The organism is Shewanella sp. YQ_9 (genome assembly GCF_043103185.1).
Lineage (GTDB): Bacteria > Pseudomonadota > Gammaproteobacteria > Enterobacterales > Shewanellaceae > Shewanella > Shewanella algae.
In genome coordinates this window covers 151,420-171,454 of record NZ_JBICJO010000021.1, presented here as the reverse complement: position 1 = coordinate 171,454, position 20,035 = coordinate 151,420, and the positions used below count along the sequence as shown (strand labels likewise).

Annotated in this window: 17 protein-coding genes; 2 read left to right on the top strand and 15 right to left on the bottom strand. The window is 54.9% G+C overall.

Translation table 11 applies throughout. The annotated features are described in order from the left end of the window. Window positions 1-268 (top strand): hypothetical protein (locus ACF8D4_RS07060; protein WP_392466727.1); only part of this gene is annotated, 268 nt, incomplete at its 5' end. Window positions 269-380: 112 nt separating this feature from the next. Here ACF8D4_RS07060 and secA read toward each other — a convergent pair. Further along, window positions 381-3,104: a preprotein translocase subunit SecA gene (gene secA, locus ACF8D4_RS07055; RefSeq protein WP_025010898.1), complete on the bottom strand. Its 2,724-nt coding sequence runs from the start codon at window positions 3,102-3,104 to the stop codon at window positions 381-383. A gap of 58 nt (window positions 3,105-3,162) precedes the next feature. Then, window positions 3,163-4,062, bottom strand: coding sequence for a M23 family metallopeptidase (locus ACF8D4_RS07050; RefSeq protein ID WP_028781130.1), 900 nt, complete (start codon window positions 4,060-4,062; stop codon window positions 3,163-3,165). 28 nt (window positions 4,063-4,090) lie between these two features. Here ACF8D4_RS07050 and ACF8D4_RS07045 point away from each other — a divergent pair, with 28 nt between their 5' ends. After that, window positions 4,091-4,543: a DUF721 domain-containing protein gene (locus tag ACF8D4_RS07045; protein ID WP_025010897.1), complete on the top strand. Its 453-nt coding sequence runs from the start codon at window positions 4,091-4,093 to the stop codon at window positions 4,541-4,543. Window positions 4,544-4,551: 8 nt separating this feature from the next. Here the strand turns inward: ACF8D4_RS07045 and lpxC are convergent, their stop codons facing one another. The 13 genes from lpxC to ftsL all read right to left on the bottom strand — a co-directional run bounded on the left by lpxC (window position 4,552) and on the right by ftsL (window position 20,034). After that, the gene (gene lpxC / locus ACF8D4_RS07040) at window positions 4,552-5,472 is read right to left on the bottom strand and encodes a UDP-3-O-acyl-N-acetylglucosamine deacetylase (protein ID WP_025010896.1); all 921 of its coding nucleotides are present in this window, start codon (window positions 5,470-5,472) and stop codon (window positions 4,552-4,554) included. Between the two features lie 185 nt (window positions 5,473-5,657). Continuing rightward, the gene (gene ftsZ / locus ACF8D4_RS07035) at window positions 5,658-6,830 is read right to left on the bottom strand and encodes a cell division protein FtsZ (protein WP_025010895.1); all 1,173 of its coding nucleotides are present in this window, start codon (window positions 6,828-6,830) and stop codon (window positions 5,658-5,660) included. Window positions 6,831-6,865: 35 nt separating this feature from the next. Beyond that, complete coding sequence (ftsA, locus tag ACF8D4_RS07030; RefSeq protein ID WP_025010894.1) at window positions 6,866-8,101, bottom strand: cell division protein FtsA; 1,236 nt, start codon at window positions 8,099-8,101, stop codon at window positions 6,866-6,868. 3 nt (window positions 8,102-8,104) lie between these two features. Next, entirely contained in the window at window positions 8,105-8,869 is a 765-nt protein-coding gene (locus tag ACF8D4_RS07025; protein WP_101058279.1) for a cell division protein FtsQ/DivIB, read from the bottom strand. 96 nt (window positions 8,870-8,965) lie between these two features. Next, a complete protein-coding gene (gene murC / locus ACF8D4_RS07020) occupies window positions 8,966-10,435 on the bottom strand; it encodes a UDP-N-acetylmuramate--L-alanine ligase (protein ID WP_101058280.1) in 1,470 nt (489 codons plus the stop codon). Further along, complete coding sequence (gene murG / locus ACF8D4_RS07015; protein ID WP_037437115.1) at window positions 10,432-11,535, bottom strand: undecaprenyldiphospho-muramoylpentapeptide beta-N-acetylglucosaminyltransferase; 1,104 nt, start codon at window positions 11,533-11,535, stop codon at window positions 10,432-10,434. Before murG ends, murC begins: the two co-directional genes overlap by 4 nt. Next, window positions 11,532-12,749 (bottom strand): cell division protein FtsW, encoded by a 1,218-nt coding sequence (gene ftsW, locus ACF8D4_RS07010; protein WP_096142774.1) that lies wholly within the window; start codon window positions 12,747-12,749, stop codon window positions 11,532-11,534. Before ftsW ends, murG begins: the two co-directional genes overlap by 4 nt. Beyond that, on the bottom strand, window positions 12,739-14,058 hold the full coding sequence (gene murD, locus ACF8D4_RS07005) for a UDP-N-acetylmuramoyl-L-alanine--D-glutamate ligase (protein ID WP_392466735.1): 1,320 nt from the start codon (window positions 14,056-14,058) through the stop codon (window positions 12,739-12,741). Before murD ends, ftsW begins: the two co-directional genes overlap by 11 nt. 6 nt (window positions 14,059-14,064) lie before the next feature. Then, on the bottom strand, window positions 14,065-15,147 hold the full coding sequence (mraY, locus tag ACF8D4_RS07000; protein WP_071237737.1) for a phospho-N-acetylmuramoyl-pentapeptide-transferase: 1,083 nt from the start codon (window positions 15,145-15,147) through the stop codon (window positions 14,065-14,067). Then, window positions 15,148-16,524 carry a UDP-N-acetylmuramoyl-tripeptide--D-alanyl-D-alanine ligase gene (gene murF / locus ACF8D4_RS06995; RefSeq protein ID WP_392466738.1) on the bottom strand — a complete coding sequence of 459 codons (1,377 nt, stop codon included), beginning with the start codon at window positions 16,522-16,524 and terminating at the stop codon, window positions 15,148-15,150. Then, on the bottom strand, window positions 16,521-17,990 hold the full coding sequence (gene murE, locus ACF8D4_RS06990) for a UDP-N-acetylmuramoyl-L-alanyl-D-glutamate--2,6-diaminopimelate ligase (RefSeq protein WP_101058283.1): 1,470 nt from the start codon (window positions 17,988-17,990) through the stop codon (window positions 16,521-16,523). The genes murF and murE overlap by 4 nt, the downstream gene beginning before the upstream one ends. Further along, window positions 17,987-19,723 (bottom strand): penicillin-binding transpeptidase domain-containing protein, encoded by a 1,737-nt coding sequence (locus tag ACF8D4_RS06985; RefSeq protein ID WP_109247715.1) that lies wholly within the window; start codon window positions 19,721-19,723, stop codon window positions 17,987-17,989. Before ACF8D4_RS06985 ends, murE begins: the two co-directional genes overlap by 4 nt. Then, window positions 19,720-20,034 carry a cell division protein FtsL gene (gene ftsL, locus ACF8D4_RS06980; protein WP_025010887.1) on the bottom strand — a complete coding sequence of 105 codons (315 nt, stop codon included), beginning with the start codon at window positions 20,032-20,034 and terminating at the stop codon, window positions 19,720-19,722. The genes ACF8D4_RS06985 and ftsL overlap by 4 nt, the downstream gene beginning before the upstream one ends. Between the last annotated feature and the right edge of the window lies 1 nt (window position 20,035).

The following is a 20,035-nucleotide window of genomic DNA, read 5'->3' as shown; positions in this document are numbered from 1 at the left end:
TTCTCATCAGGTCAGGGCTGCGTATTCTACACATCCCTTTTTCAGCGTCAAGCCCTTTTTTATCTGGTTTCGAGCGAGTGATGTTTTTAACTTCACACCGTTGAAACCAAGGCTTGTTGCCGCGTTACCGGCTTTGAATTTGAACAGATATTTGTTCTCGTTCGCCGTGTCAGTGGGTGCGCATTATAGGGAGCCAAAACTTTTGCGCAAGGGCTTTTTTCAGTATTTTGCGATCTTTTTTGAGGCCATAGGGTTAGTCACACGTTAAGCACTTTTTACCCCCAGAGTTATCCACATTTGTGAGTTTGTGGAGCAAAAAACGCGTTTTTAAAGCAACAAAAAAGGCAATCCGGAGATTGCCTTTAATGACTTACAGTGTGTTAGCTCAGTTTGCCATGACACTGTTTGTATTTTTTACCTGAGCCGCAAGGACAAGGATCGTTGCGTCCAACTTTCTCACCATCACGCACAACTGGAGTATGTGCAGCAACTTCAGCATCGTGTTCGGCTTCATTCAAAGCTTCAGATGTGGCGTGCTGATATTGATGTTGGATCCGTGCTTCTTCTTCACGACGACGGGCTTCCATTTCATCTACATCTGATTGAGCCTGTACCTGAACCTTGGACAGAATACTGATCACATCGTGCTTGAGTGACTCCAACATCTGCTGGAACAGCTCAAAGGACTCACGCTTATATTCCTGTTTGGGGTTCTTCTGAGCATAACCACGCAGGTGAATTCCCTGACGCAGGTGGTCCATGGCAGCCAGGTGCTCTTTCCACAAACCATCCAGAGTCTGCAGCATCACGGCCTTTTCGAACTGGCGCAGCACCTCAGGGCCTACCATCTGCTCTTTGGCTTCATAGGCCTTGAGCCAGGATTCGATGATCCGCTCACGCAGGGTCTCTTCGTGCAGGTCTTCTTCTTTATCCAGCCACTCCTGCAGCGGCAAGTCCAGAACAAATTCCTGCTTGAGTCGCTGCTCGAGGCCGGGAACGTCCCAGAGCTCTTCAACTGACTGTGGTGGAATGTATTGATCGATAACGCCTGTGATCACGTCTTCCTGAATAGTCTTGATGGTATCTTCAATGCTTTCGGCATCCATCAGTTCGTTACGCTGAGCGTAAACCACCTGACGCTGGTCGTTGGCGACATCATCAAATTCCAGCAACTGCTTACGAATATCGAAGTTACGGGCTTCCACTTTGCGCTGGGCATTCTCAATCGCACGAGATACCCAAGGATGTTCGATGGCTTCGCCTTCTTCCATGCCCAACTTCTTCATCATGTTGGCAACGCGATCTGAAGCGAAGATCCGCATCAAGCTGTCTTCCATCGACAGATAGAAACGTGATGAACCCGCATCACCCTGACGGCCGGAACGACCACGCAACTGGTTGTCGATACGACGGGACTCGTGACGTTCTGTGCCCAGAATGTGCAAACCACCGGCAGCAACCACGGCATCGTGACGCTCTTGCCAGTCGGCACGGATCTTGGCGATCTGCTCCTCGGTTGGGTTTTCCAGTTCCTCAACTTCCGCTTTCCAGCTGCCACCCAAGACGATATCCGTACCACGACCGGCCATGTTAGTGGCTACGGTTACCGCTCCACTACGTCCGGCCTGAGCAACAATTTCAGCTTCTTTTTCGTGGAATTTGGCATTCAGTACCTTGTGAGGGATCTTTTCCCGGTCCAACAGGTTGGACAGCAGTTCAGACTGTTCGATGGAAACTGTACCGACCAATACCGGCTGACCGCGCTCACGGCAACCCTTGATGTCCTGGATAATGGCGGCGTACTTTTCTTTGGCGGTGAGATACACCAAGTCAGCCATATCGTTACGGATCATAGGCCGGTTGGTGGGGATCACTACGGTATCCAGACCATAGATATGCTGGAATTCAAAGGCTTCGGTATCGGCAGTACCTGTCATACCGGCCAGTTTTTCATACTGACGGAAGTAGTTTTGGAAGGTGATAGAAGCCAGGGTCTGGTTTTCATTCTGGATCTTCACGCCTTCTTTGGCTTCCACCGCCTGATGCAAACCTTCAGACCAACGGCGCCCCTGCATGGTACGACCTGTGTGCTCATCGACGATGATCACTTCGCCGTCCTGCACAACGTAGTCAACATCACGTTCAAACAGGGTGTGAGCGCGCAGCGCGGCGTTGACATGGTGCAGCAGAGAGATATTGGCAGCCGAGTAGAGCGAATCCCCTTCGGCCAGCAGTCCGGCCTGGATCAACAGGAGTTCAATTTTTTCCTGGCCACGTTCAGTCATGTGAACTTGCTTGGCCTTTTCATCAACACTGAAGTCACCCTCACCGACATAGTCGTCCGAGTCTTCTTTATCCTGGCGGATCAGATTAGGGATCAGTGTGTTGACCTTGATGTAGAGCTCAGAGCTGTCTTCCGCGGCGCCGGAGATGATCAGCGGTGTACGGGCTTCATCAATAAGAATGGAGTCGACTTCGTCTATCAGAGCATAATGCAATGGACGCTGTACCCGCTCCTGTGGTGAAAACGCCATGTTGTCGCGCAGATAGTCGAAACCAAATTCGTTGTTGGTACCGTAAGTGATATCTGAGTTATAGGCAGCTTTCTTTTCCAGCTGACCAAGACCGGCGACGTTAACCCCAACCGTCATTCCAAGGAATTCAAACAGTGGGCGGTTAGTGTCGGCGTCACGGCGAGCCAGATAGTCGTTCACTGTAATAACGTGAACGCCCTTACCGGTCAGTGCATTGAGATAGGCCGGCAGCGTGGCGGTCAGAGTCTTACCTTCACCGGTGCGCATCTCGGCAATGCGGTTGCTGTCCAGCACCATACCACCTATCAACTGCACGTCGAAGTGGCGCATCTCGAACACCCGCTTGGAAGCCTCTCGCACAGTGGCAAAGGCTTCGGCCATGATGTCGTCAAGGGTTTCCCCTTTTTCGAGCCGATCACGGAACTCCTGGGTTTTGGCCTTGAGCTGCTCATTGCTGAGTTGCTCATATTCACCTTCGAGCGCGTTGATCTTGTTGACTATCTTGCCCAGGGTTTTAAGGGTGCGGTCGTTACGACTACCAAATACTTTTGTCAGTAATTTACCTAACATCTGAATCACTTATTCTGTTGTAGGCCAAGCCTCTTGCGAGTCTGGCGGCCAGTTCCAATTAACCTGCTTTGCGGTAGACGTACTTCTTGGGATCTATCTGCTGTCCACCCCGCAACACTTCGTAATGCACATGAGGTCCTGTCGAACGCCCAGTGCTTCCCATGGTGGCAATTTTCTCGCCCTTGGCGACCACATCACCTACAGTTACTGACAAAGCTTTATTATGGCCATAGCGGGTGCGCAATCCGTTACCGTGATCTATCTCCACCAACTCACCATAGCCAAACATATTCCCGGCCCATGTCACCACACCACCACCGGTGGCGATCACATCGGCTCCTTCTGTACCCGCAAAGTCTATGCCTTTATGCACAGTTCTGCGGCCATTGAAAGGATCATTACGTAAACCGTAGGGCGAAGATAACCAACCTTTATTGATTGGCCGCCCTGATATATAACGCTCTTCATCTATATGGAGATTGGAAGCCACTGTTTCAAGCAGTGACAACTGAGCATTATTGCTATCAATTCCTGATGCCAGCCGATCCATATCAGAGATCAGCTGCTCCAGCTCTATGCTGGTACCCAGCTCGCTCAAACCACCCAGACCTACCTCGGCGCCGAAATCGAACTGTTCTTCAAGTTGGTAATTCTGGGCAAGAGTTTGCCCGAGAGCCTCAAGCCGGGTCAGTTTGGCCTGCATTCTGGCGACATGCGCCACCAGAGTTGCCAACTGAGTCTCTGTTGCTTGCTTGAGTTCTTTGACTTGTTTCTGTTGCTGCTCACGAGCCTGACGCTCGTTGTCGACGTTAGCCTGTTGCGACTCAAATCGCTCGGCGTTGTAATGATAGAGCCCAGTGCCCGCAGCGAGGAGCAAAATAGGCAACAGCAACCAGCGTTTGCCCGGTTGCCAGCGCGTCACGCCATTCCGACCTTGAATAAAAACTGTTACACTCATAGCCTAATTCAGCCATCTTATTATCGTAATGAAGAAGCTCCCTCAGCACCTCAGCCAATTACTGCATCAGTCGGGACGTTTGCCCGATCTGGCCGAGAAAGCGGAGCTTTTGTTGTATCTGAACCAGCATGTCAAACAACTGCTGTCAGGCCCTGTCAGCGAACAGCTGAAAGTTGCCAATCTGCGCCAAAGTGTGTTGGTTATTGAGACCCCTTCCGCCGCTTGGGCCGCCAGGATTAACTTTCAAAAAACCAAACTTCTTGCCCAACTTCAGGCAGAAACGCTCCCAATGCTTACCGCTATTGAGGTTAAAGTCAACCCGGCACTGGCAACATCGGGGGCAAAACCCCAAGTGGTTCACAGACAGCTGAGTGAAACTGCAGCTTCACATATTAATGCACTGGCCGAACACACCGAGGGCGAGCTGGGCCAGAAACTAAAACGGCTGGCTGCATTAGCCAGCCGTAAAAGGCAGTCCTAGTTTTACGATTAAGCCATCACGACATTGGATGGCATCATAAAGCTGACAGGCACATCCGCTTCTTTTTCGAAGCTGACCAACTCCCAGGCATCCTGCTGGGCAAGCAATGCCCGCACCAGCTGGTTGTTCAGGGCATGCCCCGTCTTGTAGGCACAGAACTCTCCGACTATGGCGTGACCCGCCACATACAGGTCACCAAACGCATCCAGAATCTTGTGCTTAACAAATTCATCCTCATAACGCAGGCCATCGGGGTTGAGGACACGATATTCATCAAGCACAACCGCGTTTTCCATACTGCCACCCAATGCCAGGTTGTTGGCACGCAGATACTCGATATCACGCATAAAACCAAAGGTTCTGGCACGACTGATATCTTTCACAAAGGCAGAAGAGGAAAAATCCATCACCATATGCTGTTGACTACGGGCGATTTCAGGGTGATTGAAATCGATGGCAAAATCGACTCTGAAACCTTTGAAAGGTCGCAGTTCAGCCCACTTATCACCGTCTTCAACACGCACTGTGCGCTTGATTTTCAGATATTTCTTGGCCGCTGACTGATCTTTGATCCCCGCGCTTTGCAGCAGGAATACAAAAGGGCTGGCACTGCCATCCATGATAGGGATCTCGGGAGCATCCACTTCAATAACGGCATTGTCGATTCCCAAACCCGCGAGTGCAGCAAACAGATGCTCAATCGTTGAGATGCGAACACCTTCATCATTGACCAGAGCCGTACACATAGTCGTTTCACGCACCTGCTCTGCCTTGGCAGCAATCTCCACTGCCGGCTGCATATCGGTGCGCACGAGTACGATCCCTGTATTGACTGGTGCGGGCTTGATAGTCAAAGTCACCTTATTGCCGGAGTGCAAACCGACACCGGTGGTCTTTACCATTTTTTCAACAGTTCTTTGAAAAATCATTTAGTTACCCGTATTCATCTCAACAAAAAGCCCTGCCTTTGACGATAAAATCGACACTCGACACTCGTCAGGCGCGGCTGGTCGGATATCCTAGCATAAATTGGTAATTTCACAAAAATTTACCTGCCTTTGCTTAACAGAAACAAAGGAGATCACCCAATTTACACCAGCGATAACCGCCAGTATCAGTCGGCTTGCTTACGCAAAAACGCCGGAATATCCAAATAATCAAGCTCGTTCTTGTGCGGGTTGGGCGCAGGCTGTGACGCAGGAACCGCATTGCTCTTGTGAGATACAGGCGCAACGGCTTCTTCCTGAGGCACGTAAGCTTCGACCTTAGGCTCTGGTACAGGTTCCTGACGTGGAGCAGGTTTGGATACCAGCTGAATGTCAGGTTTTCTTTCCGAACCTATGCCGGTAGCAACTACAGTGACTCGCAGCTCATCGCTCATTTCCGGATCGATAACAGCACCAACTACCACTGTCGCGTTGTCAGAAGCGTAAGCCTTGACGTGGTTACCCACAGTCTCGAACTCTTCGATGCTCATATCCATGCCGGCAGTGATGTTGACCAGTACGCCGCGGGCGCCTGCCAAGTCGATATCTTCCAGCAGCGGACTGGCTACGGCCGCTTCGGCAGCTTCTTCGGCGCGGTCTTCACCACGAGCCACCCCTGTGCCCATCATGGCGTTACCCATTTCGGACATAACGGTTTTCACGTCGGCGAAGTCGACGTTAATCAGACCGGGACGGGTGATCAGCTCAGCGATACCCTGCACCGCGCCCAAGAGTACGTTGTTGGCGGCAGCGAAGGCATCCAGCAGTGATGTACCACGGCCCAATACCTTGAGCAGCTTCTCGTTGGGGATAGTGATCAGCGAGTCAACATGTTTGGCCAGCTCTCCAATACCCTGATCGGCATAGGCCATACGCTTCTTGCCTTCGAATGGGAAAGGCTTGGTGACCACGGCCACTGTCAATATCCCTTCTTCGCGGGCAATCTGCGCCACCACAGGAGCAGCACCTGTACCCGTACCACCGCCCATACCGGCAGCGATGAAGATCATATCCGAGCCCTTGATGGCCTCACGGATATTTTCACGATCTTCTTCGGCAGCAGCGCGACCGACTTCCGGGTTGGCACCGGCGCCCAGGCCCTTGGTGACATCACGTCCCAGTTGAATTGTGGTGCCCGCGGCAGACTTACGCAGTGCCTGGGCATCTGTATTGGTGGCAACAAACTCAACACCTTCGATGTTGTGTTTCACCATATGTTCGACGGCATTACCACCGCCACCACCGACGCCGATGACCTTTATCACCGCCTCGTCAGAATGAGTATCCATGATCTCAAACATGGTTGAATTCTCCGTATTACCTGCGTTTACGTAAGTTAAAACTCACCTTTAAACCAACTCTGAACCCGATTCCAGAGACTGGTCACCCCTTGACGCTCGGGTCGTTCAAACTGACGTTCGATAACCCTGCGCGCGCCGTAATGTAACAGCCCAACACCTGTGGAGTAGATGGGCTGATCCACATATTCATACAAACCTTTCACCGGCAGCGGTGATGCCACCCTGACCGGCATGCCGAACGTGGCTTCGGCAACATCCACAGCCCCTTCGATAGAGGCTGTGCCACCGGTCAACACTATGCCGGCGGCAATTTGATCTTCTAGGCCACTGTCCTTGAGCTCTTTGAATACCAACTCGAACAGTTCCTGATATCTGGGTTCAACCACTTCGGCCAGAGTATGACGCGACATGGTTCTTGATGGCCGACCACCTACGGACGGAACCTCTATGCTGTCCTCACGGCTCACCATGGAGCTGCGGGCACTGGCATGCTGCACTTTAATCTGCTCGGCATGCGACAGCGGCGTGCGGAAAATTTTGGCGATATCACTGGTTACCTGATTGCCGGCCACCGGCACCACGGCGCAGTGACGCAGAGCGCCATTGGTATACACAGCGATATCTGTGGTACCGCCACCGACATCCACCAGACAAACACCCAGATCTTTTTCATCATTGGTCAGTACCGCATCGGCCGAAGCGATACCGGAAAACACCAGGTCGTCCACCTTGAGGCCACAGCGCTCAACACTCTTGGTGATATTCTTGGCCATATCATTGGCGCAGGTGACTATATGCACCTTGGCTTCCATCCGCATGCCGGACATGCCAATAGGGCTGCGGATCCCTTCCTGAACATCTATGGCATATTCCTGCGGCAGTACGTGCAAAATGCGGCGCTCGGTGGGGATCTTCACCGAACGGGCCGTGTGAATGACGTTGTCCACGTCTTCCTGGGTCACCTCTTCATCATTGATGGAGACCATGCCGTTTTCGTTCTGACAATCGATATGCTTGCCGGAAATGCTCAAATACACCGAAGACACCTGACAGTCTGCCATCAGCTCGGCCTGATCCAGGGCCCGCTGCACACTGCGCACGATAGAATCGAGGTCGTTGACCCCGCCTTTATCCATGCCGCGTGATGGATGATTACCCAGACCGACGACACTGATTTCGCCATCGGGCAAGACTTCACCTATGATCACAGCGACCTTGGATGTCCCTATGTCCAATCCGACGATCAGATTTCTATCTTGGTTCTTGGTCATTAATTAACGGCTCTCTTCTTGTGCGTCTTCCCAGCCTACTGCCAGACCCGTGTCATAGCGTAGATCCACTCTGGCGACACTCTTTTCCTGTTTAACCAACTCGGGATACACGTTGATAAAACGCTGTATCCGCGCCATCTTGTCCTCTCGTCCCAACTCCAGCATGATGCCGTTGCCCAAAGTCGCCTCCCAGGCATGTCTCGGGCTGAGACTCAATCTATCCAGCTTGAAGCTGTTTATCCGCAGCAGTTCATCCATCTGCCGAAAGGAGATTAATACCTCCTTCGCCATAGGTTCAGGTCCCGCCAGCCAAGGCAGATTTTCCAGCCCGGGTTGCGGTGGCGCCAGGAACACCTCGCCGTGTTCATTGAGCCATTCATCCTGATTCCAGTGCGCCACGGCGACCTGCTCCTGCAGATAAACCTTCAGCTTGGCCGGCCATTCGCGCCGAACCGAGGCCCTGTATACCCAAGGCAGGGCCTCCAGCGCCTGCTGCACCTCGGCCACATCAGCGCTGAAAAAGCTACGCTGCATCAAGTCCTGCAAGGCGCCACGGATTTCCGCATCCGTGGTGTACTGGCGCTCGCCTTTTATCGCCACTGCCTCAATGGGCAAGGCCTCGGCATCATTCAGCACCAGTCCCAATTTCCAAGCCGCCAAGCCGAATGCCGCCAGTACCAACAGCAGAAAGCCAATCCCGCTGCAGAGATACCAATTGACTCCGGCTAGCCTTGCCCGGCCCTTGTGCAACCTGTCCTTCAGCGCCATGGTCCTGCCCGTTAGCTTGGCGGAAAACCGGCCATTATATAGGGCTGGTTTTCTTGGTCAAAAGATACTGTTTTCAAGCTATTAAGCGGCGAAAATCTATTCAGCAATCGTATCTTTCTTATCATCACTAAACCCCAGTTTGCTGCTCGCCAGTTGGCGCGCCAGGGCGCCTATATTGCCTGCGCCTTGGGTCATCAGCAGATCGCCGTCCTTGAGCACATCCGGCAGTATCTCCTGCAACTGCTCCGGCGTAGCGACATAGATAGGGTCGACCTGACCACGCAATCTGATGCTGCGGCACAACGCGCGGCTGTCTGCTCCCGCGATAGGTGCTTCACCGGCGGGATAGACCTCCAGCAGCAATAGGCCATCGACCTGAGACAATACTTCGACAAAGTCCTCGTACAGATCCCGGGTGCGGCTATATCTGTGTGGCTGATAAGCCATCACCAGGCGCTTATTAGGCCAACCGGCACGAGCCGCCTTGATAGTGGCGGCGACTTCGCTGGGATGATGGCCGTAATCATCAACCAGCATCACCTCGCCCTTGGGAGTATCGAAGGCCCCCAAGTGCTGGAAGCGGCGGCCAATTCCCTGGAACTCCGCCAGCGCCTGCACTATGGCGGCATCATCTATATCATCTTCACTGGCCACGGCAATCGCCGCCAAGGCGTTCAGCACATTGTGCCGTCCAGGCAGATTCAGCAGTAGCTCCAAGTCATCCCGCCCCTTGCGACGCACGGTGAAACGGCATTGATGCCCTTCCTGGCTAAAGTTGAGTGCCTGCACATCGGCCTCATCACTGAAGCCATAGGTCACCATGTGGCGACCAATACGCGGCATGATCTCTTTCACCACAGGATCATCGATACAGAGCACGGCCACGCCGTAGAACGGCAAGTTATGCAGGAAGTCCACAAAGGTGGTTTTTAACTTCTCAAAATCGCCGCCATAAGTATCCATATGGTCGGCTTCAATATTGGTTACCACACTCACCATGGGCTGCAGATGCAGGAAGCTGGCATCACTCTCATCGGCCTCGGCGATAAGGTAACGGCTGTGCCCCAAGCGAGCATTGGTGCCGGCACTATTAAGCAGGCCACCTATTACAAAGGTCGGATCCCGCTCGGCCTGGCCATAAACACTGGCGATAAGGCTGGTTGTAGTGGTTTTGCCATGGGTGCCGGCAATCGCCACCCCATGACGGTAACGCATCAGCTCGGCCAGCATCTCGGCACGGCGCACTATCGGAGTGCGGCTGGCTCTGGCGGCCGCGACTTCCGGGTTATCCGCTTTAATCGCGGTGGAAACCACCACCACATCAACGTTCACCACAGCCTCGGCACTGTGGCCGATAATGATGCGAGCACCCAGAGCCGCCAAACGTTCAGTCACGGCATTTTCGGCAATATCCGAACCACTGACCTGATAACCTTCGTTAACCAGAACCTCGGCAATGCCCCCCATGCCAGCACCACCTATGCCAACAAAGTGAATGCGACGCACCCGGCGCATTTCCGGGATCATGGCGCGAAGCTGGGCGTATTTCTCTGCTCTGTTATTCATCTATTTCCTTTCTCTGCCAGTTCGATACAGACTTGGGCGACTTTATCGGTCGCATCCAGCACGGCGGCCGCTCTGGCTCTTTGCCCCATCAGGGCCAATTCATTTCTATCACTGCCAAGCAAGGCCAGCTTATTCGCCAGCCTGGGCACATCGACAATCGGCTGCGGCAACAGGAAGGCCGCACCCGCATCCACCAACACCTGGGCGTTGCGGGTCTGGTGATCATCCACCGCATGGGGATAAGGCACCAACAGGCTGGGCAGGCCAACGGCCGCCAACTCGGAAACGGTTAACGCTCCGGCGCGGCAGATGACCACATCGGCCCAGCGATAGGCGGCTTCCATATCATCGATAAACTCGGCCACTTTGACTCTGCCGTCTTGTCCCAGCTGCTGATATTCGGCTTCCACCGGCGCCTGATTGCCCTTACCCACCTGATGCCAAACCGTCACCGACTGTGACTTGCTGACCTCGGCAACCACGGCCGGCATAAGGTCGTTGAATACCTTGGCCCCCAAGCTGCCACCGACGACCAGAATTTTCAGCGCATCCTGATGCTGGGCTCTGGGCTGCCCACCCAGAGTGATAAGCTCCTGGCGAATAGGGTTGCCCACCACTTCGGCCTTACCCGGCTCGAAGGTGTTGGCAAAGGCGCACAGCACCTTAGTGGCGATACGGGAAAGCAGCTTATTGGTCATCCCCGGAATGGCATTTTGCTCATGCAACACCAACGGAATACCACTGAGCTTGGCGGCAACGCCGCCCGGACCGCTGGCAAAGCCACCCATGCCCAACACCACATCCGGCCGAAATTCGCGGATGACCCTGCGCGCCTGAATAATCGAGCGCAGTACCTTGAAAGGCGCTGCCAGCTTGCGCACTATGCCGTTACCGCGCACGCCCTTGATGTCAATAAAATCTATGTCAAAGCCGTGTTGAGGCACCAAGCGCGCCTCCATCCGGTCTGCCGTGCCCAGCCAACGCACCTGCCAGCCCTGCTGTGCCAGGCGTCGGGCCACTGCCAACGCCGGGAAAACGTGACCGCCGGTACCACCGGCCATCACCAAAATACGTTTGTTATTCACATTATTACCTTTCATGACTTCAGCCTCCCCTGTACCGCCTGGATCAGGCTGAGACGCCGCTCATGATCTATCCGGATCAGCATCATGACAGCAGCCGTCATCACCCAGAGACTACTGCCGCCATAGCTGATAAAGGGCAGTGTCAGCCCCTTGGTCGGCAAAATGCCGATACTGGCGCCCACGTTCACCACAGTCTGGAAACAGATCCAGATCCCTATGGCGTAAGCCAGATAACCCTCAAATGCCCGATCCATGGCCAAGCATTGACTGCCGAGACGAATTGCCCGCAGCGCCACAAACAGCAGTACCGCCAGCACAGCGATAATGCCCATAAATCCAAGCTCTTCCCCTATAACGGCAAAGATAAAGTCAGTGTGCGCCTCCGGCAGGTATTCCAGTTTCTGGATACTGTTGCCAAGCCCCTGACCAAACCAGTCGCCGCGGCCATAGGCCATCAGCGACTGAGTCAACTGGTAACCACTGCCGAACGGATCCTGCCAGGGGTCGAGGAAGGAAGTTACCCGCCGCATCCGGTAGGGCTCCCGCAGAACCAAAGCCACAAAGGTCATAACCCCTGCAAGGATCAACGCAAAGAAGTCCAGCAAACGGGCGCCGGCCAAAAACAGCAGCCCGACTGTGCCAACAAACAGCACCACCACAGTTCCCAGATCCGGTTGCATCAGGATCAAGAAGGCATAGACGGCAAAAACCGCAATCGGTTTGTAAAAGCCCTTGGCGTTTTCACGCACTTCCTGATGCCGCCGTACCAGATAACCGGCCATGTAGACCGCAAAAGCAAACTTGGCTATCTCGGCTACCTGAATTCTCACCGGCCCCAGAGACAGCCAACGGGTCGCCCCGTTTACCGTGGTGCCTACTATCAATACCGCCACCAACATGACGCCGACCAGCAACAACATCAGTGGACTCAGTTGCTGCCAGCGCTGCATCTCTACCTGCAACACCACTGCGGCTATCACCACGCAACCCACCAGATAAAACAGATGCCGGGTCACAAAGTGAAACGGATTACCTGTCAGGCTCTGGGCTTCCGGCATAGAAGCCGACATCACCATCACAAAGCCAAAGGCGATAAGCGACAAAACGGCAAGCAGCAAACGCCGGTCATACAGTTGCATGCCCTGCGATTGCTTCTCACCGAACCAGTTGGGCCAGCGCCATTTGAGGCTGGTCCCGAACAGGCTGAGTTGTCGCTCCTCACTGCTCATCCAGTGCCTCCACCAGTTGGCGGAAATCATCGCCCCTGGCCATAAAGTTGCTGTACATATCCAGGCTGGCGCAGGCCGGTGACAATAAGACTATGTCTCCGGAACTCGCCAGCTCGGCGGCCTTGCTTACAGCTTCTGCCATGGAGCCGACCTTGATGGCGCCCTCTTTCAATGCCGCTATCTTGTCACCGTCTCGCCCCAGGGTAATAAGGTGAGTCACTGTACCCAGCGCACTGGCTAGCGGCCGGAAATCGGCTCCTTTACCATCGCCACCTGCGATCAGGATCACATCACCGAGATAGTCACTGAGCCCTTCGAGCGCAGCCACGGTAGCGCCCACATTGGTGGCCTTGGAATCGTTGAGCCAAGTGGCGCCATTCTTGACGGCTACCAGTTCACATCTGTGCGGTAGTCCCTTGAACTCGCGAGCCACTCTGGCCATGGCTTCCTTATCCACTCCGGCCGCATCGGCCAACGCCATGGCGGCCAGCAAGTTGGAATGGTTATGGCTGCCAAGCAGCGCCACATCCATTAGATTCATGATTTCACTGCTGCCGTGGAAAATCTTGCCGTCGGTGATCCCCCACTCATCCCCTTCGGGGTTACCCAGACCAAAGCTGTTGTTGTTCATGGGTGACATGGGCTGCGTTTGCGGATCATCCCGATTGAAAATCGCCAGTCGACTCAGTTCATAGAGCCGCAGTTTGGCCTGGCGATAGGCTTCCAGGTCGCTGTATCTGTCCATGTGGTCTTCAGAAATATTCAGGCAAGTGGCCACCAAACATTTGAGACTATGGGTCGTTTCCAACTGGAAACTGGACAGCTCCAGCACATAGTGACTAACGTTTTCGCCCAAAAGCTCCAGCGCCGGTACCCCTATGTTGCCGCCGATAGCCACCTGCTTGCCACCGGCTTTGAGCATTTCACCGACCAGAGTCGTCACAGTCGACTTGCCATTGGAGCCGGTAATCGCCAGCACACATGGACCCTTGTCGGCGATGGCGCGGGCAAACAGTTCCACATCGCCGATCACTTCTATGCCCATATCCAACGCCGCCCTTACTTCGGGGGTATCCATGGGGATCCCTGGACTGATGATGATCTGCTCGGCCTGCACCAGACCACGGCAATCGAAACCACCGAAGCAAAACTCCAGATCCGGAAACTCATTTTTCAGCGCCTCAGCACCGGGTGGATTGCGGCGGCTGTCCATCACCATAGGGGCATGCCCCTGAGCCACCAGATAGCGCACCACAGACAAGCCTGTGGCCCCCAATCCCAACACTATGTGCGAACAGCGACTCATCATGACTGTTTACCTCAACTTCAGGGTGGCCAATCCCAGCAGAACCAGGAACAAAGAGATAATCCAGAAACGCACTATCACTCTGGGCTCGGGCCAACCTTTCAATTCATAGTGGTGGTGTATGGGGGCCATACGGAAAATCCGTTGGCCACGCAGCTTATAGGATCCAACCTGAAGGATGACTGACACAGTCTCCATTACGAATACACCGCCCATAATCACCAGCAAGATTTCCTGGCGTACCAGCACAGCCATGGTGCCGAGCGCAGCGCCCAGTGACAACGAGCCCACGTCGCCCATAAACACTTGTGCCGGATAGGTGTTGAACCAAAGGAAACCAAGACCGGCACCGACTATCGCGGTGCAGACAATCACCAGTTCACCGGCGCCAGGCAGATGCGGAATATGCAGATAGCCGGCAAATTGCGCATGGCCGGAGAGGTAAGCAATAAGCGCGAACGCCGCCGCAACCATAACGGTCGGCATAATCGCCAAGCCATCGAGGCCGTCGGTCAGGTTAACCGCATTGCTCGAACCCACTATGGTGAAATAGGCCAGTACCACAAAAAATAGCCCCAGCTGCGGCATCACATCCTTGAAGAAAGGCACCACCAATTGGGTTTCACCCGGCAGGGCCGCGGTGGCGTAGAGATAAAAGGCCACAGCAATTGCCGCCAGCGACTGTAAAATGTACTTCCAACGGGCCACCAGCCCCTTGGGATCCTTACGCACCACCTTGCGGTAATCATCGAGGAAACCGATGAGGCCAAAGCTGCCCAGAACGAATAACATCACCCAGACATAACGGTTACCGAGATCGCCCCACAGCAGGACACTGATAAAGATCCCCGCCAGCACCAGCAATCCACCCATTGTTGGGGTGCCACGCTTACTGAAATGTGACTCAGGGCCATCGTTACGCACCACCTGGCCTATCTGCAAAAGCTGCAAACGTTCAATCAACTTGGGCCCCCACCAGAGCGCGAAGCTGAGGGCGGTCAACAACCCCAGAATCGCTCTGAAGGTCAAATAGGAAAACACGTTAAACCCGGTATAAAACTGGGTTAGATACTCCGCCAGATACACCAGCATCTACACTAACTCCCCACGCCCGAAGGCTGATTTAAGGGCCTCGACCACACGCTCCATACGCATGCTGCGTGAACCCTTGACCAATACAGTGACACTCCCTGACAACTGATTGATATATTTGATTAAACTTTCCACCAAACGCCCTTGGGTATCCGGATGTTCCGTACCAAACCCCTGGCTGGTGTTCTGGGTTAATTGACCGCAGCAAAACAGGGCATCTATCCCGGCCTCCCGGGCATACTCACCCAGCTCGCGATGCAAAAGGGGGGCATTGTCGCCTAATTCCCCCAAATCGCCCAGTACCAGAATGCGATTTCCGTGAATTTCGTGAAGCCAGTTGATCGCAGCCTTGACCGAGGCCGGATTGGCGTTATAGCTATCGTCGATCAGCTGCACTCGCCCAAGCTCAGTGGGCAGCATGCGTCCCTTGACCGGCTGCATCTGTTGCAAGCCAGAGATAATGCTTGCCATATCCAGGCCCAGCGCCAGGCAAACCGAAGTTGCCGCCAGGGCATTGGCCACCTGGTGTCGGCCGGCCAGCGGCAGCGCCAGCGAATACTCCTGTTGCTGCCAGCAAAGAGTGCAGCGATAACGCCCCGAGGCATCGGCCTGTAAATCTTTGGCTGTCAACTCGGCTGCTGCGTCAATGCCATAGCTTAACTGACGGTAGCCTAACGCAGCCTGACGCATTACCTCGGCGTATCTGTCATCGGCATTGATAATGGCGCAGCCGTCCGGGGCCAAGTGATTGAAAATCTCGGATTTGGCCGCCGCCACACCGGCCTCTGAGCCAAACCCTTCGAGGTGGGCGCTGGCAACATTGTTCACCAGGGCAACATCCGGGCGCACTATGGCCGAGGTGTAATCAATTTCACCCTTGTGGTTGGCACCAAGCTCAAATACCGCGTATTCGTGTTCAGGCTCCAGTCGCAAGGCTGTCAGCGGCACGCCTATATCGTTGTTGAAGTTACCGGCGGTGTAGAGCACCTTGGCATGTTGCGACAATATGGTCGCCAACATCTCCTTGACGCTGGTCTTGCCGTTGGAGCCAGTCAAGGCAACACACTTGAGTGATACCAGGCTGCGTACCATAGCCGCCAGTTGCCCCAGGGCCTGGTGAGGGTCGGCCACCAGCAGCTGCGGCACATCGAGTGCCAACTCGCGGCTGACCAGGAGCGCTGCGGCGCCATTTTTGACCGCCGTTGGCGCAAACTCATGGGCGTCGAAGCGCTCACCCTTGAGGGCGATAAACAAACCTTTGGTGCCTATATCGCGGCTATCTGTGCTGACACTCTCAACCAGCTGCTCTGCGGCAGTCGCTGGAATCAACTTGGCATTTAGCGCCGTGGCTATCTGTTGCAGAGTTAAAGGGATCATGCCTTGCCTCCGCTAAGTTCCAGCGCCAAGGCCCGCTCATCGTAGTGATGACGGCTTCCTGCCACTTCCTGATAGGTTTCATGCCCCTTGCCGGCCAGCAAAATCACATCTCCCGCCTCGGCCTGGGCGCAAACCTGTTTAATGGCTGTCACCCTATCGACACAGGAGAATGCCGCCTCGGGTTGAGTCAGCCCGGCCATGACTTCATCAATGATGGTTTGCGGCTCTTCGCTGCGAGTATTGTCACTGGTGACCATCAAGCGGTCGGCAAAAGCCTCGGCAGCGCGGGCCATCTGCGGCCGCTTGCCCCTGTCACGATCGCCGCCGCAGCCAAAGACACACCAGAGGCTGTTGTCGGTATGCAGCCGCAGCGCCTTGAGCGCTTGCTCCAGCGCATCCGGGGTGTGGGCATAATCCACCACCAGCGAAAAACCTTTGTTCGACGGGAAACACTCCATCCGTCCGGGCACGGGCTTCAGGGCCGGTGACAGCGACAGCAGCTTTTGCAGCGGATACCCCATGGCATAGAGCGCCGTCAGCGCCGCCAACAGATTGGAGAGATTGAATTCGCCCAGCAGCGGGGTCTCCAGCACGCCTTTGCCTTCCGGCCAGTGGATCTCGGCGCGCACGCCCTTGGCGTGATATTGAGGATTAACAGCAACAACTGCCGCTCTGGGATCTTGCTTAATGCTATAGCCGAGCAACTTGGCCTTGGGCAGCTCCTCGAACCAGGCCTGCCCTGTGGCGTCATCCAGGTTAATCACCGCGTGTTTGAGACAGGCAAACCGCATCAGCCTCAATTTGGCCGCAGCATAAGCCTCCATGGTCAGGTGGTAATCCAGATGATCCCGGCTCAGGTTGGTAAACACAGCCACTTCAAAGGGCGCGGCTTCTACCCGCCCCTGCACCAAACCGTGGCTGGACACTTCCATGGCGCAGACGCTGACATCCATCTGCTCAAAAGCCTTGAGCTGGGCCATCACGGCCAAGGCATCACTGGTAGTATTGGTCGCTTCCTGGAGCTCCCCCAGCAAACCGTTCCCCAAAGTGCCCATAACACCGGCCTTTTCGCCGAGCAAAGACACCCACTGGGCGACAAGCTGGCTGACAGAAGTCTTGCCATTGGTGCCGGTAATCCCCACCAGGCGAGGCTTGACTGCGTGAATGCCATAGAACTGGGCCGCCAGCGCCGATAGCTGCCGACTCAGTTGAAAAAAGTAGATGGTTAAGCCTTGCTCCCGCTCCACCTTGCCGTGGGCATCCGGATCATCCGTATGCAGCAAGGCGGCCGCGGCTCCCTTGTTGAAGGCGGCGGCAACATACTCCCTACCATCGGCCTGATGTCCGGGAACGGCCACGAAAAGGCCACCTTCAACCACTTTCCGACTGTCTAGACAGGGCTCGGCCACCGCCTCCGCGCCGGAGTAATGAAACCAGGGAGCCAGCAGATCCCGCAATAACATCATTCTGCTCTCCTAGGTACCTGAGCCAGTTGCACGCGAGTATCATCACTCACAGGCTCCACATTCAACATCTGCAACGCGCCGGACATCACCTTGCCAAACACAGGTGCCGCCACCACGCCGCCATAATATCTGTCCCCTTTGGGCTCGTTGATCACCACTACCATGGCAAGCCTGGGGTTATTGGCCGGCGCGACACCGGCAAACAGGGCAACATAATCATCGCCATAGCCACCGGCTATCGCCTTACGACTGGTGCCCGACTTACCGGCAACCGGATAGCCTTCAATATGCGCCCGAGTACCTGTGCCGCCCTTCTCGGTCACGCCCACCAGCATGTTGATCACATCGCGGGCCACGTCCGGGGCTATTACCCGGGCGCCTTCCGGCGGTTGCTTCAGTTTAAGAATCGATACCGGGTAAAGCATGCCGCCGCTGCCCAGAGTGGCGTACATACGCGCCAATTGCAGCGGGGTAGCGGTCAGGCCATAGCCGAAGGACAGAGTCGCCCGTTCAAAGTCGGACCATCTGTGTCTGTCCTGCACCAAACCGGCACTCTCGCCGGTCAGGTTGATCCCTGAATAGTTGCCGAGCCCCATGGACTGATAGGTGCCCAGCAGCTGCTGCACCGGCATTTCCAGTGCCAACTTACTGATCCCCACGTTACTGGACTTGATCAAAATCTTCGCCAGTGACATATCGCCATAGTTGCGAGCATCCCGCACCTGCCGACCACCGATACGCATCCAACCGGGTGATGTCGGGATTAGCTCATCGCTCTTGACGATTCCGGCTTCCAGCGCTGCTACCACCACAAAGGGTTTCACCGTCGAACCCGGCTCGAAGGTGTCTGTCAGGGCGCGGTTACGCATCCTGTGGCTCTGCAGATTTTCCCGCGAGTTGGGGTTATAGGAGGGGGTGTTGACCATCGCCAGCACTTCACCCGTGTGCACATCCAGCACCACCACAGAACCGGATGTTGCCTGGTTCATTTCGGTGGCACGCTTGAGCTCACGGTAAGCCAACTGTTGAATACGCTGATCTATGCTGAGCACCAGATCATTGGGGCTCTCGCCCTCCTGGATGATATCCAGCCGCTCAACCACCCGGCCGTCACGGGACTTGCGCACCTTCTGCTTGGAGGGAGTACCGGTCAGCCAGCTATTGTAAGTGTTTTCAATGCCTTCGATGCCGACATCATCAATATTGGTGATCCCGACCAGCTGAGCGCTGATCTCACCGGCCGGATAGTAACGGCGTGATTCAGACTTGAGGTAAATACCAGGTAGCTTCAGTTGTTCGATATAGTGCGCTACCGCCGGGGTAACCTGGCGCTTGAGGTAGGTAAAGCGTTTCTTGGGGTTGGACTGCACCCTTGCCAACAGGTCATCCAGCGGCTCGTGCAATACATCGGCCAGCGCCCGCCAACGGCGCATATCATTGAAGCCATCCTTGTCGTGAACCACCTTGGGGTCGGCGTAGACGGCACGTACAGGCACGCTGACGGCCAGCATCTCGCCGTTGCGGTCAGTGATAAGCCCTCTTTGCACCTCGTTGGAGGTGGTTCGCAAAGTGCGCATATCACTTTCATGACGCAGTTTTTCCGGTTCTATCACCTGGATGTAGGCGGCACGTCCAACAAGCGAGACAAACAACAGGCAAACAAACGCCACCACCACCTGCAGTCGCCAGTGGATCAGTTGGGGCTTTTGAATCCTTTTAGCCTGTTTTCTCATGGGAGTCTCACTACCACCTCTTCATTGGGTAAGGGCCTTATCATGTCCAATTCCTTGGTCGCAATCCGGGTTATCCGGCTGTGCTCTGCCTGCGACTGTTCTTCCAGCAACAGGTTGCGCCACTCGATATCCAAGCGATCCCTTTCCTGTAATAGCTTGTCCAACTCACTGGTTTGGGTACGGCTGATGTGGCTGGTATATACCACGGCAACCGCATTACCCAGTACCAGCATGCCCAGCAAGAGGATCCATTTGTGCTGCCAAAGATCCTGCAGCACTATGCGCGCCAGATTGAGTTGCGACTTACTCACC